General features: G+C 48.3%; 1 pseudogene. It reads right to left on the bottom strand.

Features of this window, described 5'->3' with window-relative positions:
- Positions 1–267, bottom strand: a pseudogene (locus tag AB4585_RS26600) (23S rRNA pseudouridylate synthase); the annotation flags it as partial.

Here is a 267-nt window from a genome sequence, read left to right as displayed (position 1 = left end):
CTATAATGGTAATCGCAAGCCAAGTGGTTGGAATGGCCGCGCGGAAGCGCACTGGAGGGTTTCTATCCCATACCTCAGGCTCTGGCATGATTTCTACCTGTGCGGGTAGGGTCATGCCGTCTTTTAGCTCTACACCATTGCGCAGCTTATCCAGATCTTGCTCTGATGGTGCGCCTTCTACTTGTACCCAATAGGTCTTTGGGGATTTTGAATCAGGTTGAGTCAATTTAGCCTGTAAAATACCGTCATTGGTCAGCAGTAATAATC

The sequence above is a fragment of the Vibrio sp. 10N.222.49.C9 genome, assembly GCF_041474985.1.
Lineage (GTDB): Bacteria > Pseudomonadota > Gammaproteobacteria > Enterobacterales > Vibrionaceae > Vibrio > Vibrio crassostreae_C.
Note: the sequence above shows the minus strand (reverse complement) of the source record. Positions and strands in the feature narration are given on the sequence as shown.